The 26,785-nt window shown below is 70.9% G+C and carries 29 protein-coding genes and 1 tRNA gene; 18 read left to right on the forward strand and 12 right to left on the reverse strand.

Translation table 11 applies throughout. The features are described from left to right. Nucleotides 1-319: 319 nt before the first annotated feature. Nucleotides 320-646, reverse strand: coding sequence for a hypothetical protein (locus FB157_RS03755; RefSeq protein WP_145875937.1), 327 nt, complete (start codon nucleotides 644-646; stop codon nucleotides 320-322). 195 nt (nucleotides 647-841) lie between these two features. Between FB157_RS03755 and FB157_RS03760 the strand changes: the two genes are divergently transcribed. Next, nucleotides 842-1,597 carry a GAF and ANTAR domain-containing protein gene (locus tag FB157_RS03760; protein WP_145875939.1) on the forward strand — a complete coding sequence of 252 codons (756 nt, stop codon included), beginning with the start codon at nucleotides 842-844 and terminating at the stop codon, nucleotides 1,595-1,597. 65 nt (nucleotides 1,598-1,662) lie between these two features. Here the strand turns inward: FB157_RS03760 and FB157_RS47110 are convergent, their stop codons facing one another. Together FB157_RS47110 and phoU are read right to left on the reverse strand one after the other, a co-directional pair. Then, complete coding sequence (locus tag FB157_RS47110) at nucleotides 1,663-1,818, reverse strand: hypothetical protein (protein WP_179851626.1); 156 nt, start codon at nucleotides 1,816-1,818, stop codon at nucleotides 1,663-1,665. Between the two features lie 131 nt (nucleotides 1,819-1,949). Next, nucleotides 1,950-2,639, reverse strand: coding sequence for a phosphate signaling complex protein PhoU (gene phoU / locus FB157_RS03765; protein WP_145875941.1), 690 nt, complete (start codon nucleotides 2,637-2,639; stop codon nucleotides 1,950-1,952). A gap of 234 nt (nucleotides 2,640-2,873) precedes the next feature. Between phoU and FB157_RS03770 the strand changes: the two genes are divergently transcribed. Both FB157_RS03770 and FB157_RS03775 read left to right on the forward strand, forming a co-directional pair. Then, a complete protein-coding gene (locus tag FB157_RS03770) occupies nucleotides 2,874-4,127 on the forward strand; it encodes a cell wall metabolism sensor histidine kinase WalK (protein WP_145875943.1) in 1,254 nt (417 codons plus the stop codon). Beyond that, nucleotides 4,124-4,804, forward strand: a complete 681-nt coding sequence (locus tag FB157_RS03775; RefSeq protein ID WP_010358452.1) for a response regulator transcription factor — start codon at nucleotides 4,124-4,126, stop codon at nucleotides 4,802-4,804. Before FB157_RS03770 ends, FB157_RS03775 begins: the two co-directional genes overlap by 4 nt. 109 nt (nucleotides 4,805-4,913) lie before the next feature. On the opposite strand, the gene FB157_RS03780 is transcribed toward FB157_RS03775, so the two are convergent. Continuing rightward, entirely contained in the window at nucleotides 4,914-5,600 is a 687-nt protein-coding gene (locus tag FB157_RS03780; RefSeq protein WP_145875945.1) for a DUF461 domain-containing protein, read from the reverse strand. 639 nt (nucleotides 5,601-6,239) lie between these two features. Here FB157_RS03780 and FB157_RS03790 point away from each other — a divergent pair. The 7 genes from FB157_RS03790 (at nucleotide 6,240) to FB157_RS03825 (ending at nucleotide 13,021) form a co-directional block, all read left to right on the forward strand. After that, nucleotides 6,240-6,722, forward strand: a complete 483-nt coding sequence (locus FB157_RS03790) for a CarD family transcriptional regulator (RefSeq protein WP_003953493.1) — start codon at nucleotides 6,240-6,242, stop codon at nucleotides 6,720-6,722. Nucleotides 6,723-7,022: 300 nt separating this feature from the next. After that, a complete protein-coding gene (ispD, locus tag FB157_RS03800) occupies nucleotides 7,023-7,775 on the forward strand; it encodes a 2-C-methyl-D-erythritol 4-phosphate cytidylyltransferase (protein WP_145875947.1) in 753 nt (250 codons plus the stop codon). Beyond that, nucleotides 7,765-8,289 carry a 2-C-methyl-D-erythritol 2,4-cyclodiphosphate synthase gene (ispF, locus tag FB157_RS03805; RefSeq protein ID WP_145875949.1) on the forward strand — a complete coding sequence of 175 codons (525 nt, stop codon included), beginning with the start codon at nucleotides 7,765-7,767 and terminating at the stop codon, nucleotides 8,287-8,289. Before ispD ends, ispF begins: the two co-directional genes overlap by 11 nt. Nucleotides 8,290-8,350: 61 nt before the next feature. Further along, nucleotides 8,351-8,755 carry a PPOX class F420-dependent oxidoreductase gene (locus FB157_RS03810; protein ID WP_145875951.1) on the forward strand — a complete coding sequence of 135 codons (405 nt, stop codon included), beginning with the start codon at nucleotides 8,351-8,353 and terminating at the stop codon, nucleotides 8,753-8,755. A gap of 45 nt (nucleotides 8,756-8,800) precedes the next feature. Beyond that, complete coding sequence (cysS, locus tag FB157_RS03815; protein ID WP_145875953.1) at nucleotides 8,801-10,204, forward strand: cysteine--tRNA ligase; 1,404 nt, start codon at nucleotides 8,801-8,803, stop codon at nucleotides 10,202-10,204. An 88-nt stretch (nucleotides 10,205-10,292) separates the two neighbouring features. After that, entirely contained in the window at nucleotides 10,293-11,234 is a 942-nt protein-coding gene (gene rlmB, locus FB157_RS03820; RefSeq protein WP_145875955.1) for a 23S rRNA (guanosine(2251)-2'-O)-methyltransferase RlmB, read from the forward strand. Nucleotides 11,235-11,362: 128 nt separating this feature from the next. Further along, nucleotides 11,363-13,021: a DoxX family protein gene (locus tag FB157_RS03825; RefSeq protein WP_186581332.1), complete on the forward strand. Its 1,659-nt coding sequence runs from the start codon at nucleotides 11,363-11,365 to the stop codon at nucleotides 13,019-13,021. A gap of 72 nt (nucleotides 13,022-13,093) precedes the next feature. Here the strand turns inward: FB157_RS03825 and FB157_RS03830 are convergent, their stop codons facing one another. The 4 genes from FB157_RS03830 to FB157_RS03845 all read right to left on the reverse strand — a co-directional run bounded on the left by FB157_RS03830 (nucleotide 13,094) and on the right by FB157_RS03845 (nucleotide 16,153). Then, entirely contained in the window at nucleotides 13,094-13,825 is a 732-nt protein-coding gene (locus tag FB157_RS03830) for a nucleotidyltransferase family protein (protein ID WP_145875957.1), read from the reverse strand. Between the two features lie 85 nt (nucleotides 13,826-13,910). Continuing rightward, the gene (locus tag FB157_RS03835) at nucleotides 13,911-14,372 is read right to left on the reverse strand and encodes a hypothetical protein (RefSeq protein WP_145875959.1); all 462 of its coding nucleotides are present in this window, start codon (nucleotides 14,370-14,372) and stop codon (nucleotides 13,911-13,913) included. A gap of 208 nt (nucleotides 14,373-14,580) precedes the next feature. Further along, nucleotides 14,581-15,717, reverse strand: coding sequence for an ABC transporter ATP-binding protein (locus FB157_RS03840; RefSeq protein WP_145875961.1), 1,137 nt, complete (start codon nucleotides 15,715-15,717; stop codon nucleotides 14,581-14,583). A 166-nt stretch (nucleotides 15,718-15,883) separates the two neighbouring features. Continuing rightward, nucleotides 15,884-16,153, reverse strand: coding sequence for a helix-turn-helix domain-containing protein (locus FB157_RS03845; protein ID WP_261386152.1), 270 nt, complete (start codon nucleotides 16,151-16,153; stop codon nucleotides 15,884-15,886). A gap of 174 nt (nucleotides 16,154-16,327) precedes the next feature. Between FB157_RS03845 and FB157_RS03850 the strand changes: the two genes are divergently transcribed. After that, nucleotides 16,328-16,406 (forward strand) — tRNA-Thr (locus FB157_RS03850). A 52-nt stretch (nucleotides 16,407-16,458) separates the two neighbouring features. Here FB157_RS03850 and FB157_RS03855 read toward each other — a convergent pair. Continuing rightward, on the reverse strand, nucleotides 16,459-18,099 hold the full coding sequence (locus FB157_RS03855) for an FAD-dependent monooxygenase (RefSeq protein WP_145875963.1): 1,641 nt from the start codon (nucleotides 18,097-18,099) through the stop codon (nucleotides 16,459-16,461). Between the two features lie 199 nt (nucleotides 18,100-18,298). Between FB157_RS03855 and FB157_RS03860 the strand changes: the two genes are divergently transcribed. From FB157_RS03860 to FB157_RS03890, 7 genes are all read left to right on the forward strand, one after another. Further along, on the forward strand, nucleotides 18,299-19,381 hold the full coding sequence (locus FB157_RS03860) for a SchA/CurD-like domain-containing protein (protein WP_145875964.1): 1,083 nt from the start codon (nucleotides 18,299-18,301) through the stop codon (nucleotides 19,379-19,381). Between the two features lie 92 nt (nucleotides 19,382-19,473). Then, complete coding sequence (locus tag FB157_RS03865) at nucleotides 19,474-19,911, forward strand: cupin domain-containing protein (RefSeq protein WP_145876757.1); 438 nt, start codon at nucleotides 19,474-19,476, stop codon at nucleotides 19,909-19,911. Further along, on the forward strand, nucleotides 19,908-21,188 hold the full coding sequence (locus FB157_RS03870) for a beta-ketoacyl synthase (protein ID WP_145875966.1): 1,281 nt from the start codon (nucleotides 19,908-19,910) through the stop codon (nucleotides 21,186-21,188). Before FB157_RS03865 ends, FB157_RS03870 begins: the two co-directional genes overlap by 4 nt. Beyond that, complete coding sequence (locus FB157_RS03875) at nucleotides 21,185-22,432, forward strand: ketosynthase chain-length factor (RefSeq protein ID WP_145875967.1); 1,248 nt, start codon at nucleotides 21,185-21,187, stop codon at nucleotides 22,430-22,432. The genes FB157_RS03870 and FB157_RS03875 overlap by 4 nt, the downstream gene beginning before the upstream one ends. Before the next feature lie 18 nt (nucleotides 22,433-22,450). After that, a complete protein-coding gene (locus FB157_RS03880; protein ID WP_145875969.1) occupies nucleotides 22,451-22,708 on the forward strand; it encodes an acyl carrier protein in 258 nt (85 codons plus the stop codon). Nucleotide 22,709: 1 nt separating this feature from the next. Further along, nucleotides 22,710-23,189 carry an SRPBCC family protein gene (locus FB157_RS03885; RefSeq protein ID WP_145875971.1) on the forward strand — a complete coding sequence of 160 codons (480 nt, stop codon included), beginning with the start codon at nucleotides 22,710-22,712 and terminating at the stop codon, nucleotides 23,187-23,189. Between the two features lie 22 nt (nucleotides 23,190-23,211). Further along, nucleotides 23,212-23,535: a TcmI family type II polyketide cyclase gene (locus FB157_RS03890; protein WP_145875972.1), complete on the forward strand. Its 324-nt coding sequence runs from the start codon at nucleotides 23,212-23,214 to the stop codon at nucleotides 23,533-23,535. 112 nt (nucleotides 23,536-23,647) lie between these two features. Here the strand turns inward: FB157_RS03890 and FB157_RS03895 are convergent, their stop codons facing one another. From FB157_RS03895 to FB157_RS03905, 3 genes are all read right to left on the reverse strand, one after another. Next, a complete protein-coding gene (locus FB157_RS03895; RefSeq protein WP_145875973.1) occupies nucleotides 23,648-24,676 on the reverse strand; it encodes a methyltransferase in 1,029 nt (342 codons plus the stop codon). Between the two features lie 77 nt (nucleotides 24,677-24,753). Next, complete coding sequence (locus tag FB157_RS03900; RefSeq protein ID WP_145875975.1) at nucleotides 24,754-25,824, reverse strand: nitrous oxide reductase family maturation protein NosD; 1,071 nt, start codon at nucleotides 25,822-25,824, stop codon at nucleotides 24,754-24,756. A 59-nt stretch (nucleotides 25,825-25,883) separates the two neighbouring features. Beyond that, nucleotides 25,884-26,777, reverse strand: coding sequence for an aminoglycoside phosphotransferase family protein (locus FB157_RS03905; RefSeq protein WP_186581333.1), 894 nt, complete (start codon nucleotides 26,775-26,777; stop codon nucleotides 25,884-25,886). Between the last annotated feature and the right edge of the window lie 8 nt (nucleotides 26,778-26,785).

Genomic DNA, 26,785 nt, shown 5'->3' on the forward strand with positions numbered 1-26,785 from the left:
CGGATTGCCTCGGCTGGGGCACTAGTCAGCTTGATCTTCACCCATGTGGGTGGCACGTTGCGTTGCGCCATTCGGGTGATAGTGCTGTGGAGTGCGGGGTCGGTGACGCGACCCGTTGCGCCAGGATCCAGGCAAAGGGTGATCAACCAGCGGGCTGCCCGACGCCTTCGTGTGCGCCGGCCGCGACGAAGGACACGCCACCGTGACCGGAGACCACCGGGGCGGGCCGACCACACCTGACGAGGGGGCCGCCCACCCCGTAGTCGCTCGTCTCCGGACGAGTCGTTCGCCTTTCAGGTTCTCCCGGGCCGGCCGGCCGCTAACTGACGATGACGATCACGAAGGATCCGTTGCCGAAGCCGTGATCGAAGCCGTGATCGAAGCGGTTGTGGCCGAAGCAGAACCCGGGGTTGTTGAAGCAGAAGCCACGGTGGCCGAAGCCGAATCCGCGGTGGTCGAAGCGGAATCCGCCGTGGCCGAAGCAGCGACCTTCGTCGTGGCCGAAGCACGAGTCGGTGGCCACATGGGTGTGCGCAGCGGGGGCTGCCGCCACGGCCGTGCCCCCTGTACCGATCGCGGCGCCGCCGGCCAGCAGAATGCCGGCCGCGGCCGCCGCGAGCAGACGTCCCGCGTCATGTGCTCGCATGATGGATGCACTCTTCCTTCCGGAACGAGCCGACCAGGGACGTGCCCCCAGGTTGCGGCCCTGTTTCGGATACGTCCGAGGCGCCTTTTCGGATTGCCGCCCGGCCGGCCCGACGCGTCGAGCACTAGCTCCGCTCAACCGGGGAACCCGGCAGGCACGGATCCGCTCACCGCACGCCGTGCCGGGGTGATGACCATGCAGTACGGGCAGTCCCAGCAGTCGGCCGGGGGCGGTGTGCCCTCGGAGGCTGAGGGGCGGTCGCGGGTCGGCGCGGCGCTCGCCGCGGCAGCGCGGGGGGCCGGGGATCCGTGGCGGGTTCCCGACGCGCTCTGCAGGGCGTGCGTACGGCTGCTGCCCGTCACCGGCGCCTCCGTGTCGCTGTCCGGCGGGCGCGGGATCCGGGTGACCTGGTGCGCCAGCGACCAGGTCGCCGCACGGCTCGCCGAGCTGCAGTACACCGTGGGGGAGGGGCCCTGCCAGACCGCCCTCGACCAGGGCGCCCCGGTCTTCGCGGCCGACCTCGCCGGTCGGCGCGACACCTGCCGCTGGCCGGTCTTCGCGCACGAGGCCGTCGGGCTCGGCGCGGCCGCCGTGTTCTCCCTGCCGCTGGGCGTCACCGGCATCGCCATCGGCACCCTCGACCTGTACTGCGACCGGCCCGGCGCACTGTCCGAGCCGGATCTGCGGACCGCGCTGTGGGTGCGGGAAGCGATGACGGACGCCCTGACGGAGCTGCGGCCCAGGGAAGAGGACTGGGACACGACGTCCTGGGTGAGCGCCTCGCAGGCCGATCACACCGAGGTGCAGCAGGCCGTCGGCATGCTGATGGTGCAGCTGGACCTGGACCCCGAGCAGGCCCTGGACCGGATCCGTGCCCGCGCCTTCGCCGAGGGCCGCACGGTCAGCCAGCTCGCCCGGAGGGTCCTGGCCTGCGGACCCGGCCTCCGGTAGCCGGTGGCCGGCGGACGAAGTGAGGGGCCCCGGAGTCACCGGAGCCCCTCACAGGTCGTACGTCGTCAGCCGCACTGGCAGGGAGCGCCCGACTGGCAGCCGCAGCCGCAGCCGGAACCGCAGCCGCACGCGGCCACGAGCGGCAGGCTCCTCATCTCGGCGGGCTGGTCGGTCTCGCGCTCCTGGGTGGGGTCGGGCGTGGTGCTGGGGGATTCGGCCATGGGTCCCTCCTCGACACTGGGGCCAGGTGCCCTCGCCCATTCCATGCCCGTTTCTCTGGGCGCATCAACGGCGCACAGAGGCGTCCGCGCGCCCTGCCCGACGGCCTTCGAGCCCCCGGGCAGCGCGGGCGTCAGGCTTCGTCGGCCCCGGTGACGGGCTGGATGTCGGGCTGCAGCTCGTCCGCGTGCTCGCCCGTGACCAGGAAGACGACGCGCTTGGCGACGGCCACCGCGTGGTCGGCGTACCGCTCGTAGTAGCGGCCCAGCAGGGTCACGTCGACAGCCGTCTCGATGCCGTGCTTCCAGCGCTCGTCGATCAGGTGCTGGAAGAGCGTGCGGTGCAGCTGGTCCATCTCGTCGTCGTCGTGCTCCAGCTGGAGGGCGAGGTCGACGTCCTTCGTCACGATCACCTCGGCGGCCTTCGCCATCAGGCGCTGCGCGAGCTGGCCCATCTCCAGGATGGTGGCGTGCAGGTCGTGCGGGACCGCGCGCGCGGGGAAGCGCAGCCGGGCCAGCTTCGCCACGTGCTGGGCGAGGTCGCCGGAGCGCTCCAGGTCGGCGGACATGCGCAGCGACGTGACGACGATCCGGAGGTCGGTCGCCACCGGCTGCTGGCGGGCGAGCAGGGCTATCGCCCGCGCCTCCAGGTCGTGCTGGAGCTCGTCCACCTTCTGGTCGGCCTCGATGACGCTCTCGGCCAGCTTCAGGTCGGCGTCGAGGATGGCCGTCGTGGCGCGCCCGATGGCCGACCCGACCAGCCGGGCCATCTCCACCAGACCGTCGCCGATCGAGTCAAGTTCCTCGTGGTACGCGTCCCGCATCAGGGTTCCCTCTCGTATGTTCTCTTTCGGGGCTTCCGGGGGCCGTGACACCAGGCGCCCCGTGGCGAAACCGGCGGTGCGAACCCCACGCTCCCACGTTCCGGCCCGCACGCGTCCGTTTCTGCCACCCCAAATGAACCACTACTGGCTCCAAGGTGAACTCTGGGCGACGAGTGGCCGAGGTCGCACTCCGACGGCTGTGGTCATGTCGTACGCCATGCCTAACCTGGACGCATGGACGTGAACGCGGCGGTCGCCGCAGCGGCAGCGATCGCCGGGGTGCTCACCGGTGTCATCGCCATGCTGGCGTTCCGCTGGAGCGAACGCGACCAGAAGCGACCGACCAGGACTTCTTTGCACACCGATCCCGTACTCCCGCCCGGCGTGGACACCGTTCTGTCGGTGCTCCGCTCCTCGGCCGTCGTCCTCGACGAGGCCGACGGCGTCGTCAAGGCGAGCTCCGCCGCGTACGCCCTCGGGCTGGTCCGCGGCGGCAAGCTCGCCATCGAGCCCATGCTCCTGATGGCCCGGGACACCCGCCGGGACGGGGAGATACGCCAGGTCGAGCTGGACCTGCCCCGGCGCGGCACCGGACGGGGCGAGGCCCTCGCCGTCTCCGCGCGCGTGGCCCCGCTCGGCTCCCGCCTGGTCCTGCTGCTGGTCGAGGACCTCACCGAGGCCCGCCGGATCGAGGCCGTACGGCGCGACTTCGTGGCCAACGTGAGCCATGAGCTGAAGACGCCCGTCGGCGCGCTCTCCCTGCTCTCCGAGGCCGTCATGGACGCCTCGGACGACCCCGAGGCCGTGCAGCGCTTCGCGGGCCGCATGCAGATCGAGGCGACCCGGCTGACCAACCTGGTCCAGGAACTGATCGACCTCTCGCGGGTCCAGAACGACGACCCCCTCGAGGACGCCGAACCCGTCCACGTGGACGATCTCGTCGCCGAGGCCATCGACCGCTGCCGCCACCAGGCGGGCACCAAGCAGATCACGATGGCCGCCGGCGGCACCGCCGACCTGCACGTCTGGGGCAACCGCGGCCAGCTCGCCGCCGCCCTCGGCAACCTCGTCGAGAACGCCGTCAACTACTCCCCGGCCCGCACCCGCGTCGGCATCGCAGCCCGCCGGGTCAACGCCCCGGGCGGCGACATGATCGAACTCGCCGTCACGGACCAGGGCATCGGCATCTCCGACAAGGACAAGGAGCGCATCTTCGAGCGCTTCTACCGCGTGGACCCGGCCCGCTCCCGGCAGACCGGAGGCACCGGTCTGGGTCTCGCGATCGTGAAGCACGTGGCCGCCTCGCACGGCGGGGAGGTCACGGTCTGGAGCGCCGAGAACCAGGGCTCCACCTTCACCCTCAGGCTGCCGGAGGCGGGTGCGGCCCGCGACCGTGCACAGCAGCACCCCGACCTCGACGACGAGGCCGGCGGCACCGCCGACTCACCCCAGTACGAACCGCTTCCCGCCCCGGAGGTCCTTCCGTGACCCGTGTGCTCGTCGTCGAGGACGAGGAGTCCTTCTCCGACGCCCTGTCGTACATGCTCCGCAAGGAGGGCTTCGAGGTCGCCGTGGCGGCCACGGGCCCCGACGGACTCGACGAGTTCGAGCGCAACGGCGCCGACCTCGTCCTCCTCGACCTGATGCTGCCGGGGCTGCCCGGCACGGAGGTGTGCCGGCAGCTGCGCGGCCGCTCCAACGTTCCCGTGATCATGGTGACCGCCAAGGACAGCGAGATCGACAAGGTCGTGGGTCTCGAAATAGGAGCCGACGACTACGTCACCAAGCCGTTCTCCTCGCGCGAGCTGGTGGCCCGCATCCGTGCCGTCCTGCGCCGTCGCGGCGAGCCGGAGGAGGTCACCCCGGCCGCCCTTGAGGCGGGCCCGGTCCGCATGGACGTCGACCGCCACGTCGTGACGGTGTCGGGCTCGAAGGTCGACCTCCCGCTGAAGGAGTTCGACCTCCTGGAGATGCTCCTGCGCAACGCCGGCCGCGTCCTGACCCGCATGCAGCTCATCGACCGGGTCTGGGGCGCCGACTACGTGGGCGACACCAAGACCCTCGACGTCCACGTCAAGCGCCTGCGCGCGAAGATCGAGCCGGACCCGGGTGCGCCGCGGTACCTGGTGACGGTGCGGGGCCTGGGCTACAAGTTCGAGCCCTAAGCCGTACGGCAGCGCTGCGCCGTACGGCAGTCGTACGAGGCGCACCGCGCACATGAGAAGGGCGGCACCCCACAGTGGGGTGCCGCCCTTCTCATGTCTCGGCTGTTGCTCAGTTGCCCGCGGCCGACTGCGACGCCGAGTCGCTCGGGGTCGCGCCCGTGGTCGCGGTGTCCGTGGCGGTCGCCGACGGGCTGCTCTTGCCGCCCTTGCCGCCCTTGCCCGGCTTGCCGTTGCCGGACGCGGTCGCGCCCGGCGCGGCGGTGGCGGTCGCCGGGGCGGTCGGGATCTCGCTCGGGCCCCAGCCGGTGAAGTAGCTGGTGGCCGGGACCACGAACGCGCGCAGGCTCACCGGACCGGTCTTGCTGAGGGTGAAGGTCACCTTCTGCGCGTTGCCGTCCTGGACCGCCTCACGGCCGCTGGCGATCACGGCGGACGCGTTGTCCTTGCCGCCGAGCACCAGAGAGCCGTGCGCCGGGACCGTCAGGCTCTGGCCCTTGGCGGCGGACAGCTTGACCGGCTGGCTGCTGCCCTCGACGGAGATCGACTGCAGGGTCTGGTTCGTGTTGCCCCTGTTGAAGACGGTCGCGGAGATGACGGCCGGGCCGGACGCCTTCAGGTCGGGCTGGGTGATGATCGCGGCGTTCTGGATCATGATGTCGCCGACGCTGGTCGCCGCGTTGTCCGGCTTGATCTGCAGGGTCTGCGAGTTGTTGCCGGCGCCACAGGCGGCGAGCGAGGCGATCGAGAAGACGATGGCGGATGCGGCGAGGGCGCCGCGTCGAAGGCTGCTGCTCACGGCGGCGGCAACTCCTTGAACGCAGGGGCGGCTCCCCTTATAAAGCCACCCTAAGTGTCTGTCAGCGGCCTTAGGTTACCGAGCCGTTCCCACGCGGCCGCACCCGACCCTCCCCCGAGCACCGGGCTTCCCTCCGGGTGGGGGTACCTCACTGCCCACAAGTGACTCACGAGTCACTTCGCCGAGACGCTCGTCCGCCATTCACATAACGCGCCCGCAAGACCGCGGTCCGCATCCCCGCAACACGCTTCGAAAATTTTCCGTGAAGGAATGCATGGCCACCTCGGATATTGATCATCCGGTGCCCGTCGGGCCTCCTGTGATCAATTCCGGATTCGTCTCGTACCCGGCTCCTGCGGCCGAACGGAGTAGCGGAAGTCGTACGCTTGGAAGTGGACAAATCGGGATGTTCAACCTCTTGGGCGGGACTCCGCGAGGTTGTGACGTACGCGTTTCGCCTCGCCCGGAGAGCTGCTCCGACCTGCGAATACCTGTTGCATCTCGGCTCGGCGGGTGCCGTCGCAGCACGTTCCTGTTGCTGTTGTCAAGCCCCGAGATATGCCCTGACCTGCGAAAACGCCATTCAGAACACGCTGTATCCGTGTTACCCTGGATAGCCACGGAAGGGGTACCTGTCACATGACGTTCAAGGTTGGCGACACCGTGGTCTATCCCCATCACGGGGCCGCGCTGATCGAGGCCATCGAAACTCGCCAGATCAAAGGCGTGGACAAGACCTACTTGGTGCTGAAGGTCGCCCAGGGTGACCTGACAGTGCGTGTGCCAGCGGACAATGCTGAGTTCGTGGGCGTGCGTGATGTGGTCGGTCAGGACGGGCTGGACCGGGTCTTCGAGGTGCTGCGCGCGCCGTACGCCGAGGAGCCCACGAACTGGTCCCGTCGCTACAAGGCAAACCTGGAGAAGCTCGCCTCCGGCGATGTCATCAAGGTCGCGGAAGTCGTGCGTGACCTGTGGCGTCGTGAGCGCGAGCGCGGTCTCTCCGCCGGCGAGAAGCGCATGCTCGCCAAGGCTCGCCAGATCCTGGTGAGCGAGCTCGCCCTCGCGGAGAACACGAACGAGGACAAGGCCGAGGCCCTGCTCGACGAGGTGCTCGCCTCCTGACGCGCCACTGGCGGCTCCGGCTGCCCGCAGCCCGATCAGCACAGTGAAATGCCGCGGTGCCCGATGACACTGATCCTGTCGCCGGGCGCTGCGGCATGTTCGTCCCCGCACCGGTCCGACCGTCGTGAGACCGTCGGACCGCCTGTCGTTCATCTCGGGGGAAGCCCCCCGATACTTGGTGTGCCGGGCCCGGGCAGATGGCTCGACCAGGGTCACGGAAGGGTCCGGTCAAGGCTTCGCGCCCGGCACTCCTCCAGGCCATACCCACCTAGGTCGAGCACACAAACCTGACAGGAACCGATGTCTGACGATTCGCGCCCCGCACCCGCGCAGATCCCCGTCGCCGCCGTGATTCCCGCCGCCGGCCGGGGCGTACGGCTCGGCCCGGGCGCCCCCAAGGCGCTCCGCGCGCTGAACGGCACGCCGATGCTGATCCACGCGGTCCGCGCCCTCGCCGCGTCCCGCCATGTCTCCCTGGTGATCGTCGTCGCCCCGCCGGAGGGCGCCGCCGAGGTCAAGTCCCTGCTCGACGCGCACGCGCTGCCCGAGCGCACCGACTTCCTCGTCGTCCCCGGCGGTGACAGCCGCCAGGAGTCGGTCCGGCTCGGCCTCGACGCCCTGCCGCCCGAGTACGGCGTCGTCCTCGTCCACGACGCGGCCCGCCCGCTCGTCCCCGTCGACACCGTCGACGCGGTCATCGAGGCCGTGCGCGACGGTGCCCCGGCCGTGGTCCCCGCGCTGCCGCTCGCCGACACCGTCAAGGAGGTCGAGCCCGCGGCCGTCGCCGGCGCCCCCGAGCCGGTCGTGGCCACGCCCGAGCGGGCCCGGCTGCGGGCCGTGCAGACGCCCCAGGGCTTCGACCGGGAGACCCTGGTCCGCGCCCACGAGACCGTCACCGAGGACGTCACCGACGACGCGAGCATGGTCGAGCAGCTCGGCCTCGGGGTCGTGACCGTCCCCGGCCACGAGGAGGCCTTCAAGGTCACCCGCCCCCTCGACCTCGTCCTCGCCGAGGCGGTCCTGGCCCGCAGGAGGCTGAACGATGGCTTCTGAGGCATCTGGCCTGCGGCAGCCGCCGGGCGGGCTGCCCGGGCTCCCCCAGGTCGGCATCGGCACCGACATCCACGCCTTCGAGGAAGGCCGTGAGCTGTGGTGCGCCGGCCTGAAGTGGGAGGGCGAGGGTCCCGGCCTGGCCGGGCACTCCGACGCCGACGTCGTCGCCCACGCCGCCTGCAACGCGCTCTTCTCCGCCGCCGGGCTCGGCGACCTCGGCCAGCACTTCGGCACCGGCCGGCCCGAGTGGTCCGGCGCGTCCGGGATCACGCTGCTGACCGAGGCCGCCCGGATCGTCCGCGAGGCCGGGTTCGCCGTCGGCAACATCGCCGTCCAGGTCGTGGGCCCCCGCCCGAAGATCGGCAAGCGCCGCGACGAGGCCCAGAAGATCCTCTCCGAGGCGGCGGGCGCACCGGTGTCGGTGTCCGGCGCGACGACGGACGGCCTCGGCTTCCCCGGCCGCGAGGAGGGGCTGATGGCGGTGGCCACGGCGCTCGTGGTGCGGGTGGGCTGAGGGCGTGCGAGGGTGCCTGCAGAGCGACCGGTGACCCGCCCCTAGGTCCGGAGGTACCCCCATGTCCACCGCCCTGTCCGACCGGCTCAAGTCCCTGCTCGACGGTCCCGTCTTCATCGTGGTCGGCACGGTCCAGCCCGACGGCAGCCCCCAGCTGTCCCCGGTGTGGGTGAAACGGGACGGCGACCAGATCCTGTTCTCCACGACCGTCGACCGCCGCAAGAAGAAGAACCTCGACCGCGACCCCCGGGTGAGCGTCGTCGTCCAGGACCCCGCGATGCCGTACGTCTACGGCGAGATCCGGGGCACCGCGGAAATGACCACGCAGGGCGGCGAAGAACTGATCGACGAACTGTCGGTGAAATACACCGGCAAGAAGTACGCGGAGTTCAATCCGGCTTCGGCCGATGACGCGGAGCGGGTGGTCGTGCGGATCACTCCCCGGAAGGTCGTCGGGATGATGTGAGGCAAGCGGCACGAGGCACCACTCCCGGCCCACTACCCTGGAGTGGTGACCATTCGCCTGTACGACACCAGCGCCCGGCAGATCCGTGACTTCACCCCGCTCCAGCCGGGTTGTGTCTCGATCTACCTGTGTGGCGCCACCGTGCAGGCGGCACCGCACATCGGGCACGTCCGCTCGTACCTCAACTTCGACATCATGCGCCGCTGGTTCCAGTACCGCGGCTACGACGTGACGTTCATCAGGAACGTCACGGACATCGACGACAAGATCATCGCCAAGGCTGCCGACCAGGGCCGCCCCTGGTGGTCGATCGGGTACGAGAACGAGCGCGCCTTCAACGACGGCTACGACGCCCTCGGCTGCCTCCCCCCGACCTACGAGCCGCGCGCCACCGGGCACGTGACCGAGATGGTCGAGATGATGCGCACCCTCATCGAGCGCGGCCACGCCTACGAGGCCGACGGCAGCGTCTACTTCGACGTCCGCTCCTGGCCCTCCTACCTGGAGCTGTCCAAGCAGGACCTGGACGAGATGCGGCAGCCCGCAGAGGAGGGCATCACCGGCAAGCGCGACCCGCGCGACTTCGCCATGTGGAAGGCCTCCAAGCCGGGCGAGCCCGACTGGGAGACGCCGTGGGGCCGCGGGCGCCCCGGCTGGCACCTGGAGTGCTCCGCCATGGCGCACAAGTACCTCGGCTCCGCCTTCGACATCCACGGCGGCGGCCTCGACCTGATCTTCCCGCACCACGAGAACGAGATCGCCCAGGCCAAGGCGTTCGGCGACGACTTCGCCCAGTACTGGGTGCACAACGCCTGGGTCACCATGAGCGGCGAGAAGATGTCCAAGTCGCTGGGCAACTCGGTCCTCGTGAGCGAGATGGTCAAGGTGTGGCGCCCGATCGTCCTGCGCTACTACCTGGGCACCCCGCACTACCGCTCGATGATCGAGTACAGCGAGGAGGCGCTGCGCGAGGCCGAGTCGGCGTTCGCGCGGATCGAGGGCTTCGTGCAGCGGGTCATCGAGCTGGCCGGGAAGACGGTCGAGCCGGCCGCCGAGGTCCCGCCCGCTTTCGCCGAGGCGATGGACGACGACCTGGGCGTCCCGCAGGCCCTGGCGATCGTGCACACCACGGTCCGGCAGGGCAACAGCGCGCTGGCCGCCGACGACAAGGAAGCGGCCGTGGCCCGGCTCGCCGAGGTGCGGGCCATGCTCGGCGTCCTCGGCCTCGACCCGTTGGACGCGCAGTGGGCCGGCGAGGGCGCCGACCGGGGCGAAGACCTGCACGGCGTGGTGGACAGCCTCGTCCGGCTCGTCCTCGACCAGCGCGAGTCCGCCCGCGCCCGCAAGGACTGGGGCACCGCCGACGCCATCCGTGACCAGCTCAACCAGTCCGGTCTGGTCATCGAGGACAGCCCGCAGGGCCCGCGCTGGAGCCTCGGCCCGCGCTAGCCCGCTGCTTGATCGACTGTGCCGCCCGGCCCTCCGGGCGGCACACTGCATAAGACGTACGTACGAAGCTCACGGAGACGGGTAACTCATGGCCGCGAACAACCGCCGCATGTCCGGCAAGAAGGGCGCGCAGGTCGGCAGTGGCGGCCAGCGGCGCAAGGGCCTGGAGGGCAAGGGTCCGACCCCGCCCGCCGAGATGCGCAAGGGCCACAAGAAGAACCGCATCGCCAACGCCAAGGCCAAGCAGGCGGTGCGCCGCCCGGTGCCCAGGGGCCGGGGCGGCAGGTCGTCGTCCGAGCTGGTCGTCGGCCGCAACCCGGTCGTCGAGGCGCTGCGCGAGGGCGTACCGGCCTCCACCCTCTACGTCCAGCAGTTCATCGACAACGACGAGCGCGTCCGCGAGGCCCTCCAGCTCGCCGCCGAGCGCGGTGGCATCAACCTCATGGAGGCCCCGCGCCCCGAGCTGGACCGCATGACCAACGGCCTGAACCACCAGGGTCTGGTCCTGCAGGTCCCGCCGTACGAGTACGCGCACCCGGAGGACCTCGCCGAGGCCGCCTACGACGAGGGCGAGGACCCGCTGATCGTGGCGCTCGACGGCGTCACCGACCCGCGCAACCTCGGCGCGGTCGTCCGCTCCGTCTCCGCCTTCGGCGGCCACGGCGTCGTCGTCCCCGAGCGCCGTGCGGCCGGCATGACCGCCGGCGCCTGGAAGACCTCCGCCGGTACGGCCGCCCGCACGCCGGTCGCCCGTGCCACCAACCTGACCCGCGCCCTGGAGGCCTACAAGAAGGCCGGCATCACGGTCGTCGGCCTGGCCGCCGACGGCGAGGTCGAACTCGGCGAGCTGGAGGCTCTCGGGGGCCCGGTCGTGATCGTGGTCGGCAGCGAGGGCAAGGGCCTGTCCCGTCTGGTCGGCGAAACCTGCGACCACCGCGTCCGGATCCCGATGCCGGGTGGTGCGGAGTCCCTCAACGCCGGTGTGGCGGCGGGAATCGTCCTGTACGAGGCGGCTCGCCGACGCGACTGAACAAGCGTCCGTCGCCTCACTCGTACGGGGTAATTCAGGCAGCCATATGGTGTTCCGGGCCGCTTTGACGCGGTCCGGACACATCCGCCCGGCCAAGGCAGTGTCCTAACTCCACGTCACTCGGTTAGATGAGTGTGGACACCAGAACACCCCGCACACCCACGGGGGACCGCTCGTCGGGATTCGACGACGCTCCCGCGCTGAGCATGGTGAAGGTGCTGAGCGATCCGGCGCAGGTCATCGTCAATCACGCCAGCTTCCGCGTGCAGCTGGGCGCGTCGGCGAAACGCAGCCAATCCCCGCGGATCGCCGGGCACCTGAGCGCCACCCAGGACACCGCCCGTATGCCGGCCATGGGCACGGGGGGCCGGGCCGGCGCCGCGGTCGGCCGCCGCCGCCCCGTCGTGTGGAGCGGCAGGTCGGCCCCCGACGACACCGGCGCCCACCGGCTGCTCCAGGCTGTGCGGGGCAGCAGCGTCCGTCATGCCGACGAGCCCGTCGAGGCCGGCGCCACCCAGGTCATCCCGCGCGTCGGGACCGGCTACGGCGACCGCTACGACGAGTTCGACCAGACCGTCGAGACCCCCGTCGTCGGCCATCAGCGCACCGCCCCCGAGGACGGCACCCGGCTCCTGCCGCACATGCGCACGGCCGGCAGCGCCTACGACGAACCGGTCTACGCCGACGACGAGTTCGACCACTACGACGAGTTCGACCGCTACGAGGAGAGCGCCGGGGAGGGCGAACGCCCCGCCAAGCGGCACGGCGACGACCCGGCCCGGCACGCCTACTACCCCGGCCGCCGGATGAACCTCGGCGTGGTCCTGCTCCCCCTGCGCATCTTCCTCGGCTTCATCTCCATCTACGCCGGCATGGGCAAGCTGTGCGACCCCGTCTACTTCGACGGCGGCAAGCGCGGCTCCATGGTCAAGTGGCTCAACACCCTGCACCCCTGGGAAGTCGCCGAGCCGCTGCGGCAGTTCGCCCTGCACCACCCGGTCGGCTCCGGCCTGGTCATCGCCTTCCTCCAGGTGGTCGTGGGCGTCCTGACCATCCTCGGCTGCTGGCAGCGCGTCGCCGCCGTGGTCGGCGCCCTGCTCTCCGCCGCCCTGATCGTCACCGTCAGCTGGAAGACGGTCCCCGTCTACGACACCCCCGACATCATCTACCTCGCCGCCTGGTCCCCGCTGATCATCGCCGGCGCCCCCGTCTACTCCGTCGACGGCCGCCTCGCCGGCAGCGCCTGGCGCCGGCTCGGCCCCCGCTCCGACATCTGGGAGCTGCGCCGCTACGTCCTGCGCCGCGGCTCGCTCGTCACGGCGGTCACCGTCGGCCTCACCCTGCTCGCCGGCTCCCTGCTGGGCGGCGCCGTACGCGACTCCAGCCGCGTGGTCGTCCCCGGCCCCGGCGAGGCCCCGCGCAACAACATGCCGGGCTCCCCGCTGCCCGAGGAGCCCACTCGGCGGCAGCGGACGAGCCCGTCGGCCTCCACCTCACCCACGGGCGGTGCCACGGCCGGTGCGAGCCCCTCCGGGGCGTCCGCGACCCCGGGCGCCAGCCAGAGCGCGGGCGCGACCACCACGACGCCCACCCAGACCCAGGGCACCACGGGTCAGGTCCCGCCCCGCCAGTCCTCCCCGACGGGCGGCGCCCCCAGCACCACGGCGGGCCCGACCACCACGGGCGGCACCTCGACGGGCGGCAGCACCTCCACAGGCGGCACCGGCACCTCCGGCGGCACCACGTCCACCGGCCAGCCGGGCCTGGTGGGCGGCATCCTGGGCTGACAGAACAGGACAGCAAGGGGCCCCGTACCACCGAAGGTACGGGGCCCCTTCGCCATGTGGAGGGCGAGCCCGTCAGCGACCCAGCGCGGCCAGTTCCTTGGCCGCCTCGGTCAGGTCCTTGGCCGTGTCGATGGCCCGCCAGTAGGCCCCCTGCGGAATCGGGAACCCGAACAGCTTCCGTTCCCGCGCCAGCCGGGGAAACGTCGTCCGCTCGTGGTCCCCCCGCTCGGGCAGCAGCTTCCCGAACTCGGGCGAGAACACGTACACACCCGCGTTGATCTCGAACGGCGACGGCGGTGCCTCGATGAAGTCGGTGATGTGCCCGAAGCCGTCGGTCTTCACCGCACCCCAGGGAATCCGGGGCCGGGCCAGCGCCAGCGTGGCGACGGCGTCCCGCTCGGTGTGGAAGTCGGCCATGTCCCGCAGGGAGAAGCGGGTCCAGATGTCGCCGTTGGTGGCGTACCAGGGCCGGTCGGGGTGGGGGAGGTGCGCGGCGGCGTACTTGAGGCCGCCGCCGCGGCCCAGGGGCTCCGTCTCGACGACAGTGGTGACGGAGACGGGCAGGTCGGCCGTGTCCAGCCACTTCTGCAGGACCTCGGCGAGGTGGCCGCAGGAGACCACCACGTCCGTCACGCCCTCTTCGGCGAGCCAGGCCAGCTGGTGGCCGATGATCGGGGTGCCCGTACCGGGGATCTCGACCATCGGCTTGGGTCGGTCGTCGGTGTAGGGACGCAGCCGTGAGCCCTGGCCACCGGCCAGGACGACGGCTTGAGTGGGGCGCAACGCGGCGCTCGGGTGGGTCATGTCCCGAACTGTACGTGGCGCCCCGGCCGGAATTCCGCCGGCAACGTGCTCCTTAAGGAGCCGTTACCGAGTTCCGAACCGGCACTCAGCTGTGCGCGGCCAGGACCCCCGTGGCGAAGGCCGTGTCGCAGACCGGGCGGGCGTACGACTGGGCGCGCGAGGCGCCGTAGATGCGCACCGCCGCCCTGCCCAGGGCGCGGGCGATGGAGGTGCAGTGCTTCGCCAGCGCGGGGTGCCCGTTGACCGCCTGCTGGAGGTGGGTGAGGACCACGCCCGGGTTCTTGTCCTGCAGCTCGGTCATCAGCTGGTCGCGGAGCACGTCCTGCGGGGCGCGGGAGACCGCCTTGCCGGAGACCTCCGCAGAGGAGACGTCCGAGGCGGTGAGCACCGAGCTGGAGGGGCTCCCCGTCCAGTTGACCCGGGTGACCGCGAGGGTTCCGGAGAGCACCAGGACGACGGGCAGGACGAGGGCGAGAGTGCGGCCGATCCGGCGGGCAGGGCCGCCCCGATGGCCGCGTCGTGTCTGAGGGTTGGTGGAGTGCTTCACGCGTGTGAGGGTAGCGCTCGGTACTGATTTGGCGACATTTAGTCACCCTTACGGGGGATGAAGTGGCGCCAGTTTCTGGGTAAAGCGTTGACGCGCGGTGCCCGAAATGATCGCTGTGCCGGGGTATTTCATGGCAATGAGCAGGGCCCCGCGGGGTTCCGCGGGGCCCTGCTCGTCAACCTGCGTGAAAACGCCCTGCTCAGGGCGGTCAGTCGGAGAGGCGCTCGCCCGTCGAGGTCGAGAACACGTGGGTCTCGCCCGGACGCGGCACGACGTGCAGGGTGGCGCCCTTCTCCGGCACCTGGCGGCCGCCCACGCGGACGACCAGGTCCTTGACCTCGCCGCCGACCTCGGCGGTGCCGTAGACGTAGCCGTCGGCGCCCAGCTCCTCGACGACGTTCACGGAGACGGCGAGACCGGCAGGTGCGTCCTCGGTGTCCTTGGACAGGGAGGCGGCGGCACCGCCGCCCAGCTCGACCACCTCGAAGTGCTCGGGCCGGACACCGACGGTCACCGTGCGGTCACCCTTGTCGGCGGCGGCCTTCAGGGCCTCCCGGTTGACGGGCACGACGCTGTTGCCGAACTTCACGCCGCCGTCGGTGATCGGGACCTCGACCAGGTTCATGGCGGGGGAGCCGATGAAGCCGGCGACGAAGAGGTTCGCGGGCTTGTCGTACATGTTCCGCGGCGAGTCGACCTGCTGGAGCAGACCGTCCTTGAGGACCGCCACGCGGTCGCCCATCGTCATGGCCTCGACCTGGTCGTGGGTGACGTAGACGGTGGTGATGCCGAGGCGGCGCTGCAGGGACGCGATCTGCGTACGGGTCGAGACGCGGAGCTTGGCGTCCAGGTTGGACAGCGGCTCGTCCATGAGGAAGACCTGCGGCTCACGGACGATGGCGCGGCCCATGGCGACACGCTGGCGCTGACCGCCGGAGAGCGCCTTCGGCTTGCGGTCCAGGTACTCGGTGAGGTCGAGGATCTTCGCGGCCTCCTCGACCTTCTGCCGGATCTCCGCCTTGTTGACGCCGGCGATCTTGAGCGCGAAGCCCATGTTGTCGGCGACCGTCATGTGCGGGTAGAGCGCGTAGTTCTGGAACACCATGGCGATGTCCCGGTCCTTGGGCGGCAGGTGTGTGACGTCGCGGTCACCGATGCGGATGGCGCCGCCGTTGACGTCCTCCAGGCCCGCGAGCATCCGCAGGGAGGTGGACTTTCCACAACCGGACGGGCCGACCAGGACGAGGAACTCGCCGTCCTCGATCGCGATCTCGAGCTGGTCGACGGCGGGCTTCGTGGAACCCGGGTAGATCCGGGTCGCCTTGTCGAACGTGACAGTGGCCATGGTGAATGGGCCCCCTTCTACCGGCAGGAACGTGCCGGACGATCCGTTGTAGGAAGGTGGTTGGTGTAGTCCACGCGAGTGAACTGGCTCAGGACGGTACCTGGCGTTCACTCGGTCTGTCAGTACCCGGACCGCTGTGAACTTCGCGGTAATTTTCGAGAGGGGGTCAGAGCACCGCACTTTTGGCCTTGCTTATGGCTTCCAGCCAGTACAGCCGCATACCCTCATCGCGCAGATTCACGGCCGCCCCGAACGTCCGCTCCAACCGCTCCGCCTGCTCCTCGGTCGGATAGAAGCGGAAGCGGTAGACGCGGTGGTGCGTGTCAGGCTCCTTGGCGTGGGCCTTCAGCGGGGTCGTCGTACGCGTGTGGTGCTTCCGGCGGTCGCCGATGCCGAGGACCTCGCGCTTGACGCGCTGGGCCTCCGACTCCTCCATGAATCCCCCCGACGGTCCGATCTTCGGAACAGCACGTCAGATCGATCAACGAACGGGTGCGCGGATGGTTACGCACGGTTTTGAGGCCGAACGGAGTGCGGAACTTCGTGGCTTGGGGAAAGGGGCTCTGTGTACAGTGGAGCCGCCTTCGCGTACGGCGTTGTAGGGCGCGATGCCTCCTTAGCTCAGTCCGGCCCAGAGCGGTTGTCTTGTAAACAACAGGTCGTCGGTTCGAATCCGACAGGGGGCTCCACACACAGAGGCCACCCGCGCCCAGCGCGGGTGGCCTCTGTCGTTTGTGCAGGTCAGGCCGTGTGGAGCAGGGTTCGCAGGGCTTTTCGCAGCTCTGCTTCCGGGTCGGGGGCGGCGCCGGTCGCCCGCCAGGCCACGAATCCGTCCGGGCGGACCAGGACAGCGCCGTCGGCGCTGGTGCCGTGGGCCTGGGCCCAGTCGGTGCCCTCGGTGTCGTACGTCAGGTCCGCGTCGGCGCCGGGGCCGATCCGGTACGCGTCCAGCCGTACTCCGTCCGTGTCGGCGATCCGGCGGGCCGCCGCGTGCCAGCCCGCGTCGTCCGGGGCGTCGGTGAGCAGGACCAGGGAGCGTTCGTAGAGGTCGAGGGTGGACAGGCGGGTGCCGGCGCGGCGCAGCCAGAGGTGGGGGGCGCGGGTGCCGGGCCGGCCGGTCAGGTCCAGGTCGTCGGCCACGACCGGCTGCTCGGGGTCGGTGCCGAGGACGGCGCCGTGCGGGTAGTGGTAGCCGAGGACGACGTTGAGGATGCCGCCGCGCTTGCCGGCGCCGACGCCGGGGGCGGGGGCGAAGCCGGGGTGGCTGTGCTCGACCGAGCGGGCGGAGGCGCGGGCGCTGGTGGCGAGGGCGACCGGGCGGCGCTCGGCGTCGTAGGAGTCGAGCAGGCCGGGGCCGGCCCAGCCGGCCAGGACGGCGGCCAGTTTCCACGCCAGGTTGTGGGCGTCCTGGATGCCGGTGTTGGAGCCGAAGGCGCCGGTCGGGGACATCTCGTGGGCGGAGTCGCCGACGAGGAAGACGCGGCCGGTGGAGTACTGGTCGGCAACCCGTTCGGCGGCACGCCAGGACGCCTTTCCGGTGATTTCCACGTCGAGGCCGGGCACGCCCACCGCCTTGCGGATGTGGCGCCGCAGGCGTTCCTCGGTGAACTCCTCCAGCGTTTCGCCGTACTCGGGGTGCCAGGGTGCGTGGAAGACCCAGTGTTCCTTGTTGTCGACGGGCAGGAGGGCGCCGTCGGCGTCCGGGTCGGTGAGGTAGCAGCAGATGAAGCGGCGGTCGCCGACCACCTCGGCCAGGTCCGCGGAGCGGAAGGTGACGCTGACGTTCGCGAAGAGGTCGCCGGGGCCCGTCTGGCCGACGCCCAGCGCGGTGCGGACCGGGCTGCGCGGGCCGTCGGCGGCGATCAGGTAGTCGGCGTGGACGGTGCAGCGCTCGTCGCCGGCGCGGTCGTGGATGACCGCCGTCACCCCGTAGGCGTCCTGCTCGAAGGACTCCATCTGGTGGTGGTAGCGCAGGTCGCCGCCGAGTTCCCGGGCGTTGTCGAGCAGGACCGGTTCGAGGTCGTTCTGGCTGCACAGGCACCAGCCGGTGGGGCTGAACCTCGCGAGTCCGCCGCCCGGGTCGATGTGCTTGAACAGCCATTCGCCCGCGTCCCCGGCGAGGGTCGGCGTCTGCAGGATGCCGTGGTTGTCGGCGAGGAGTGAGGCCGCCGTCCTGATGTCCGGTTCGATGCCGGCCACCCGGAACAGTTCCATCGTCCGCACGTTGTTGCCGCGTCCGCGCGGGTGGACCGAGGTCCCCGAGTGCCGTTCGACGAGCATGTGCCGCACACCGAGACGGCCCAGGAACACGGACATGGACAGGCCCACCAGAGAGCCGCCCACGATGAGGACGGGAACCCGGTGGTCGGCTTTTTGATGCATCGGTGCCTCCAGAGGCAGGAGTGCGCGTGTGGGCGCCTGTGAGTTCTCATGCCCGGTGGCACCCGCTCCGCGTGCCCAATCACCCACGTGGTTCATACGAGTCGCGGGGTGGTGGGGACCGGCACAGGATCAAGGAACGCTGCCGTCGCGTCACTCGCGGCCGGCGACGCCTCTGCCCCGCGAAGGAGATGTGTGCAGGATGACCACGACGTCTGAACGTCTTTCAGAAAAGCTGACACGCGAGGTCTCGAAGCGTGTGTCCCAGTCCGTGTTCGACGGCTCCCGGCTCCGGGTCGTCCTCCTGGTCGACGTCTACGACGGCGCACAGCAGCAGTTCCTCGAGGCGTACGAGAAGCTGTGCAAGCAGGTTGCATCGGTGCCCGGCCATGTCAGCGACCAACTCTGCCAGTCCATCGAGAATCCCTCCCAATGGCTCATCACAAGTGAGTGGGAGAGTGCCCCGCCGTTCCTCACCTGGGTGAACAGCGAGGAGCACGTGCGGATGGTGCAGCCGCTGCACAGCTGCGTCCGGGACACCCGGTCGCTGCGCTTCCACATCGTGCGGGAGACCAGCGGCGCCGCGCAGACGCAGTCGGCGGAGCGCCGGCTGCAGGCTCACCCGCGCATCGGCGACGGTGTGATCCGGCACGCGCTGACCTTCACGGTCAAGCCGGGCAGCGAGAAGAAGGTCGCGAAGATCCTCGCCGACTACGCCTCGCCCGAGGCCCGGGTGGACGACACGACCCGGCTGTGCCGGACCTCGCTGTTCATGCACGGCAATCGGGTGGTGCGGGCCATCGAGGTGCGCGGCGACCTGCTCGCGGCGCTCCGGCACGTGGCCGTGCAGCCTGAGGTGCGGGCCGTCGAGGAGGCGATCAACCCGTACCTGGAGCAGGACCGGGACCTCGACGACCAGGAATCGGCCCGGATGTTCTTCACCCGGGCGGCGTTGCCGGCCGTGCACCACGTGGGCACGGAGGACCAGTCGGAGGGCAGGCGGCAGGCCCTGTGCTACCCGGCCCGGTCCGGTCACGGGATGCGGCTGGCCGAGCTGATCGCGCAGGCCGACTCCGCGGCCACGGAGGACGCGGCGAGTCCCGTGCTGCGCAGCACGGTCTTCCAGCGGGACGACGTGGTCGTGCGCCTGGTCGACATGCGCGGCGACCAGGAGGCCGAGGTGCTGCCGCGAGAGCCCCGGATGGCCGCCGAGGTGCGGGAGCTGCTCGCCGCCGAGGTCGCCCGTATGGACCTGATCACCGATCGCCGCTCGCCGGGCGCCTGATCCGGCGGCCGGGTCTTCCCCGACCGCCGAGCGCCGACGCTACGACACATCCAACGGAGGCAACGTTGTCCGTCAAACCCCGTCCGAAAATCGTGGACCTCAGTGAGGTCGAGCCCAACGTCCGGCGAGGTGGCGACCTGCGCGCCATGCTCACCCCGGCCACGGTCGGCTCCACCAGCGGCTTCATGGGCGTGGCCATCGTGCAGCCCGGTGACCGCATCGGGGAGCACTACCACCCGTACTCCGAGGAGTTCGTCTACGTCGTCTGCGGGCAGCTGGAGGTGGACCTGGACGGTGAGCCGCACGCGCTGCGGCCCGAGCAGGGCCTGATGATCCCGGCCCACATGAAGCACCGGTTCCGCAACGTCGGCAAGGTGGAGGCGCGGATCGTCTTCCACCTCGGTCCGCTGGCGCCCAGGCCTCAGCTGGGCCATGTCGACACCGAGGAGACGGAGGTCATCGGGGCCGCCGCGGTGATCACCGAGGCAGGTGCCGCGCACGCGGCCGACCGGGGCCGGGTTCGGTCATGACCCGGCGCGTGGCGGTCACTGGCATAGGCATCGTTGCTCCGGGCGGCATCGGCGTACCGGCATTCTGGGATCTGCTTGCCGACGGCCGGACCGCGACGCGGGGCATAACCTTCTTCGACCCTTCGGGACTCAGGTCGCAGATCGCGGCGGAGTGCGACTTCGACCCGGCGGCGCACGGCCTGGACGCGGACCAGGCCGCCCGGGCGGACCGGTACATCCAGTTCGCCCTGGTCGCCGGGGAGGAGGCGGTCCGGGACTCGGGTCTCGACCTGGCCCGGGTGGATCCCTGGCGGGTCGGGGTCTCGGTGGGCACCGCGGTCGGCGGCACCACCCGCCTGGAGCACGACTACGTCCTGGTCAGCCACCGCGGGCAGCGCTGGGACGTCGACGACCGCGAGGCGGAGCCGCATCTGCACCGGGCGTTCTCGCCCAGCACGGTGGCCTCCGCGGTGGCGGAACGTTTCGGCGCCCAGGGCCCGGTGCAGACCGTCTCCACCGGCTGCACCTCGGGACTGGACGCGGTCGGGTACGCCTTCCACACCGTCGAGGAGGGCCGGGCCGACATCTGCATAGCGGGCGCGTCGGACTCGCCGATCTCCCCGATCACCATGGCGTGCTTCGACGCGATCAAGGCCACGTCCCCGAACAACGACGATCCGGCACACGCCTCCCGGCCCTTCGACAACAACCGTGACGGGTTCGTCATGGGCGAGGGCGGTGCGGTGCTCGTCCTGGAGGAGCTGGAACACGCGCGGGCCCGTGGCGCGCACGTGTACTGCGAACTGAGCGGCTACGCCACCTTCGGCAACGCCTACCACATGACCGGACTGACCAGCGAGGGCCTGGAGATGGCCCGGGCGATCGACACCGCGCTCGACCACGCCCGGCTCGACCCCACGGCGATCGACTACGTCAACGCGCACGGCTCCGGCACCCGGCAGAACGACCGCCATGAGACGGCGGCCGTGAAGCGGGCGCTCGGCCACCACGCCTACGACACCCCCATGAGCTCCATCAAGTCGATGGTGGGGCACTCCCTCGGGGCGATCGGGGCGATCGAGGTGGTCGCGTGCGTGCTGGCCCTGGCCAAGCAGGTCGTACCCCCTACCGCGAACTACGAGACCCCCGACCCCGAGTGCGACCTGGACTACGTCCCGCGTGTCGCCCGCGAACGGAAGCTGACCAGCGTCCTGTCCGTGGGCAGCGGGTTCGGAGGTTTCCAGTCCGCGGTGGTCCTGACCCGGACGAGGGACCGGACTAGGGAGAGGACAAGATGAGCGAACCGCATGACCGGCGCGCGGCCGTCACCGGCATCGGGGTGGTCGCGCCCAACGGCACCAGCACCGACACCTTCTGGAAGGCCACCCAGGGAGGTCTCAGCGCCCTCGACCGCATCACCCGCGAGGGCTGTGAGCACCTTCCGCTGAAGGTGGCCGGCGAGGTCCGCGCCTTCGATCCGGCAGTGACGATCGAGGAGCGGTTCCTCGTCCAGACCGACCGGTTCACGCACTTCGCCATGGCCGCGGCCGACTTCGCACTGGAAGACGCCCGGCTCGGGCAGGCCGACACCTCCGGGGAGCCCTACTCCATCGGTGTGGTCACCGCTGCCGGGTCCGGCGGCGGTGAGTTCGGCCAGCGCGAGCTGCAGCAGCTGTGGGGCAAGGGCAGCCGGTTCGTCGGCCCGTACCAGTCCATCGCCTGGTTCTACGCCGCGAGCACGGGACAGATCTCCATCCGCCGGGGGTTCAAGGGCCCCTGCTCGGTCGTCGCCTCCGACGAGGCCGGCGGTCTGGACGCCCTCGCGCACGCGGCGCGGGCGGTGCGGCGCGGCACCGACGTGATCGTGGCCGGCTCCACCGAGGCGCCGCTGGCGCCGTACTCGATGGTCTGCCAGCTCGGTTACGAGGAGCTGAGCCGTGAGGAGGACCCGACCCGCGCCTACCGCCCGTTCACGGACGCCGCCTGCGGCTTCGTGCCGGCGGAGGGCGGCGCCATGCTCGTGGTCGAGGCGGAGCGGTCCGCCCGCGAGCGCGGCGCGGACATCCGGGCCTTCGTCGCCGGGCATGCGGCCACCTTCACCGGTGCCTCCCGCTGGGCCGACTCCCGGGACGGCCTGGCCCATGCCGTCCGGCAGGCCCTGGACGAGGCCGGCTGCGCGCCCGAGGAGGTCGACGTCGTCTTCGCCGACGCCCTCGGGGTGCCGGAGGCGGACCGGGCCGAGGCGCTCGCGCTCGCCGACGCCCTCGGCGCGCACGGCACCCGGGTGCCGGTCACGGCGCCGAAGACCGGCATCGGCCGGGGTTACTGCGCGGCGCCCGTGCTGGACGCCGCGGCTGCCGTGCTCGCGATGGAGCACGGGCTGATCCCGCCGACGCCGAACGTCTTCGACGTCTGCCACGACCTCGACCTCGTGACCGGCCGTGCCCGCGTCGCCGAGCTGCGTACGGCGCTGGTGCTCAGCCGGGGACTGATGGGGTCGAACTCGGCGCTCGTGCTCCGGCACGGCGCCGTGAACGCCTAGCAGTACAGGAGGAATCGCATGACCGCACAGATCACCGTGGAAGAACTGTCCGCGCTGATGAAGAAGGCCGCCGGAGTCACCGTGGCCCCGGACATGCTGCTGGAGCGCGGCGAGTCCGGGTTCGACGCCCTCGGCGTCGACTCGCTCGGCCTGCTCGGCATCGTCGGCGAGCTGGAGAACACGCACGGCACCCCGATGCCGCCCGACGCGGAGCGCTGCAAGACGCCCCGGCAGTTCCTCGACCTCGTCAACAGCACTCTGATGGCAGGAGCCTGACATGGCAGGACACACGCAGAACGAGATCACCATCGCCGCGCCGCTGGACCTGGTCTGGGACATGACCAACGACCTGGAGCGCTGGCCCCAGCTGTTCAGCGAGTACGCGTCCGTCGACGTCCTCTCCCGCGAGGGGAAGAAGACGACGTTCCGGCTGACCATGCACCCGGACGACAACGGCGTCGTCTGGAGCTGGGTCTCCGAGCGCGAGCCCGACCGCGACACCCTCACCGTGAAGGCCCGCCGCGTCGAGACCGGCCCGTTCGCCCACATGGACATCCACTGGCGGTACGAGGAGGTCCCGGCCGGTACCCGGATGGTCTGGACGCAGGACTTCGCGATGAAGCCCGACGCCCCGGTCGACGACGAGTGGATGACCGACAACATCAACCGGAACTCCAAGGTCCAGATGGCCCTCATCCGGGACAAGATCGAGAAGGCCGCCGTCGGACACCGTCCCGCACCGGCCCTGGCCGACTGAACCGGAAGGAGGAAAAGGCCCCATGCACCAGGCCCTGATCGTCGCCCGGATGGCCCCGGGCTCCGCACCCGGCATCGCCAAGGTGTTCGAGGAGTCCGACCGCGGAGAGCTGCCCCACCTCGTCGGTGTGGTCCGGCGCAGCCTCTTCCAGTTCGGCGATGTGTACATGCACCTCATCGAGTCCGAGCGCGAGCCGGGACCGGCCATCGCCAAGGTGACGAACCACCCCGAGTTCCGTGACGTCAGCGATCGCCTGCAGGCGTACGTCAGCGCGTACGACCCGGAGACCTGGAGGTCCCCCAAGGACGCGATGGCACACCGCTTCTACGTCTGGGAGCGCGACTGAGCCGTACGGTCCGTCCGGACGGCCACCGGCCGCCGGGCCCGCAGCGTCGCGGGCCCGGCGGCCGGTGCTCTGTGTCCTGCGTGTGCTCCGTGTCCCGGGTCCGGGTGTCCCGTCACCCGGGCACGTGGCAGTCGAACGCGTGCAGATACGGGTTGACCGGCCGGATGTCCTCCACCTCGAGGCCCGCCGAGGTCAGCCTGCTCACCATGGAGTCGGTGGTGTGCTTGGCCCCGCCGACGTTGAGGAGCAGCAGCAGGTCCATGCCGGTGCTGAAGCGCATCGAGGGGGTGTCGTCCACCAGGTTCTCGATGACGACGACCCGGGTGCCGGGGCCGCCCGCCTCGACGACGTTGCGCAGCGTCCGGGCCGTGCTCTCGTCGTCCCACTCCAGGATGTTCTTGATGATGTAGACGTCGGCCTGGACCGGGATCGCCTCCCGGACGTCGCCGGGCACGATCCGCGCGCGGTGGGCGAGATCGCCGCCCTCGCGCAGCCGCGGCAGGGCGTTCTCCACCACCCGGGGCAGGTCGAGCAGACTGCCGCGCATCTCCGGGTACTTGTCCAGCAGACACGCCACCACGTGCCCCTGGCCGCCGCCGATGTCCGCGACGGACCTGCTGCCCGACAGGTCGAGCAGGGCCGCCACCTCCCGCGCCGACTGCTCGCTGGAGCGGGTCATCGCGCGGTTGAAGACGTCCGCGGACTCGGGGGCGTCCTCGTTGAGGTAGGTGAAGAACTCCTTGCCGTAGAGGTCCTCCACGACGTTCGTGCCGGTGCGTACGGCCTCGTCCAGCTTGGGCCAGGCGTCCCAGGTCCAGGGCTCGGTGCACCACAGGGCGATGGCGCGCAGGCTGTTCGGGTCGTCCTCGCGCAGCAGCCGGGACGTCTCGGTGTGCGTGAACGTGCCGTCCGGCTGCTCGGCGAAGACGCCGTAGCAGGACAGGGCGCGCAGCAGCCGGCGCAGCGGCTTCGGTTCGGTCTTCACCGCGGCCGCGAGGTCCTCGACGGCCATCGGCGCGTTGTCGAGGGCGTCGGCGACGCCCAGCCGGGCCGCTGCCCGGACGGCGGCGGCACAGGCCGCGCCGAACACGAGTTCGCGCAGCCGCATGGGTGGCGGTGGGGCTGTTTCAGCGGACGTCATGTGCCGCCCTCTCTTTTCGGTGTTCGTCGGTCCAGCGGGTGCGGTGCGGGTGCGGTGCGGGTGCGGTGCGGGTGCGGTCAGCACAGGCCCGCGGGCCTCGAGGCCCGGCAGGCGTTGTGCTGGAAGGTGTTGCCCTTGCCGGTGTCGGTGTTGACGAGGTCCGCCGGGGAGTTGTTCGCGAGCATGTTGTCGCTGACCCGGTTCTTGTCGCCGGTGACGCCCACGAAGCTCTTGAACAGCACGATGCCGCCCGACAGCGGGGACTTGCCCGAGTGGTCGGTGACCAGGTTCCCGGTGACCGAGACCTGCTCGGTGCCGGTCAGGACGATGCCGGAGCCCTGGAGGGCGGGCAGCCGCTCGGTCTTGGGGCAGGACTTGTTGTTCCTGACGACGCGGTTGGCGGTCACTTCCAGGGCGCCGGCCTTGGGCTTGTTCTCGTCGCCGACGACGAACACCCCGGCGCAGTTGCCGGTGACGTGGTTCTCCGCGACGGTGAGGTTGCGCAGCCTGCGCACGGTGACGCCAATCCGGTTGTTCTCGAGGCGGTTGCGCGCGACCAGCGTCTGCCCGGCGTCGTAGGCGCCCGCCTCCTCCGTGACGGTGTTGGCGAGGAACAGGCCCGCGTCGCCGTTGTCGTGGGCGTAGTTGAACAGGAGCTGCCCGTGCACGGACCGCTCCTGGGCGATGCCCCACACGCCGTTCTTGTAGGCGTGCACCCGGCGGACGGTCATGGTGTCCGTCGCCATGCCGAACACACCGGTCCGGCTGAAGCCGGTCACGGCCAGGTCCTCGACGGTGACGCCCTTGACGTTCGTGGACTTGGTGCCCACCACGCAGATGCCGTAGGCGCCCGCGGTGCAGCTGTTGACGGCCTTCTTCGAGGCCTTCCCGTCGACGGGCCTGATCACCGTTCCCGGGCCCACACCCCGCAGGGTCAGCCCGGGCGTCTTGATCTTGACACTCTCGTGGTAGGTGCCGCCGAGCACGAGCACGGTGTCTCCGGCCCCCGCGGCGTCCACCGCCTTCTGGATGGACTCGCCCGGGTGGACCAGCAGGGTTTTGTGGGCGGCCGAGGCGGGGGCCGTACCCAGTCCCGCGCCGACGAGGGCCGCGGTGCAGGCGAGATATGCGATGTGACATCTCTTCATATCGCGTACAGTATGACCGTTTAATCCCATAAAGGCCGGATGGGCCATCCGGCGGCGTGTCAGCCGCCGCGCAGCTCCCGCCCGATCTCCAGCTGCACGCCCTCCAGCGGCCTGCCGGCCTCTGTCTCCCAGAGACGGTTCTGCAGCACCCGCCCCAGCGACCACGCCCGGGCCCGCTCCCGGTCCAGGCCCAGCACGTCCGTCAGCGCGTCGAAACGCCAGCGGGTCCCGGCGGGGTCGTACCGGTTGCAGATCGCGGGCAGCAGGTCGAAGCCGGGGTCCCCGGCCAGCGGCTTCGGGTCGATGGCCAGCCACGGTGCCCGGCCGGCGGCCAGTACGTTCTCGTAGTGCAGGTCCCAGTGCAGCAGCCGGTCGCCGGGCTCGGCGACCACCTCGCGCACCGCGGCCGCGCAGTCCGCGACCAGACGGCGGTCCGCCGGGTCCGGAACCCGGCCGAGCGCCCGGGGCACCCGGTCCAGCATCGCCCGCGCGACATCGCCCAGACGGCGTAGTCCCGCGGGGGCCGGCACGGACGTCAGCCGGGCCAGCAGCCCGGCGATGACCAGGACCGCCTCGCGCGCGTCCGGCACAGCGGTCAGCATGCGGCTCTCGTCCAGCCGCTCCAGCAGCAGCGTGCCGGTCGGCTCGTCGTGCTCCAGCAGCCGTACGGCCCCGTCCCCGCCCCACGTCCGCAGGGCCACCGGCTCGCCCGCGCTCTCCTCGTCGGGCAGCTGCAGCTTGAGCGCCGCCCCGCTGCCGTCGGCCCGGACGACCGGCAGGACCAGCGCGGCCACCCCGTTCATCGCGGGTCCGTCGACCCGCAGCTCCCAGCGTCCGAGGAATTCCCCGGCCCGCCGCGGCAGGTCCGCGACGAACGCGCGCCCCGCCTCCCCGTTGAATTTCTCCTGAGAAGCGGCCAGCTCGCCGGGCACCTCGATCACCTTGCCGACCATACTGACGT

It is taken from the genome of Streptomyces sp. BK340 (assembly GCF_007827595.1).
Classification (GTDB): domain Bacteria; phylum Actinomycetota; class Actinomycetes; order Streptomycetales; family Streptomycetaceae; genus Streptomyces.